We start from the raw sequence: 376 nt of genomic DNA, 5'->3' as shown, positions 1-376 counted from the left end.
CCTTGATTACCGGACTTTGCGGGATGTTGTCTACGAGTTCGAACATTTTCCCTCTCCTTTCATTTCTCTAGTTTTTCGACTACTGCCTACTGCTTTGAAACGGTGTTGCGGTAAATCTTTAGAAGTTGCCCTGCACCCAGCTCTTGATGCGATCGAGCAGTGCCGCCTTGGGCTCGTCGCTGCTGTAGCTGTCGCGGCTGCCGATGCCGGAAAACGAGATGCCGTCGGACTGTTTCTGCAGCCCGTACAGCAGCAAGCCGACACCGGTGGAATAGATCGGGTTGCGCACCACGTCGGACAGGCCCTTGACACTGTGGGGCACGCCCAGGCGAACCGGCATGTGGAAAATTTCCTCGGCCAGTTCCACCGCGCCTTC

General features: G+C 56.6%; 1 pseudogene. It reads right to left on the bottom strand.

The window, feature by feature from the left end:
• Positions 1-118: 118 nt before the first annotated feature.
• Positions 119-376 (bottom strand): annotated as a pseudogene (locus SB756_RS28455) (cell division protein FtsA); the annotation flags it as partial.

Origin of the sequence: Pseudomonas sp. SIMBA_068 (assembly GCF_046534705.1) — a bacterium.
Lineage (GTDB): Bacteria > Pseudomonadota > Gammaproteobacteria > Pseudomonadales > Pseudomonadaceae > Aquipseudomonas > Aquipseudomonas putida.
The sequence above is the reverse complement of the archived record's forward strand: the minus strand, read 5'-3'. Positions and strand labels throughout refer to the sequence as shown.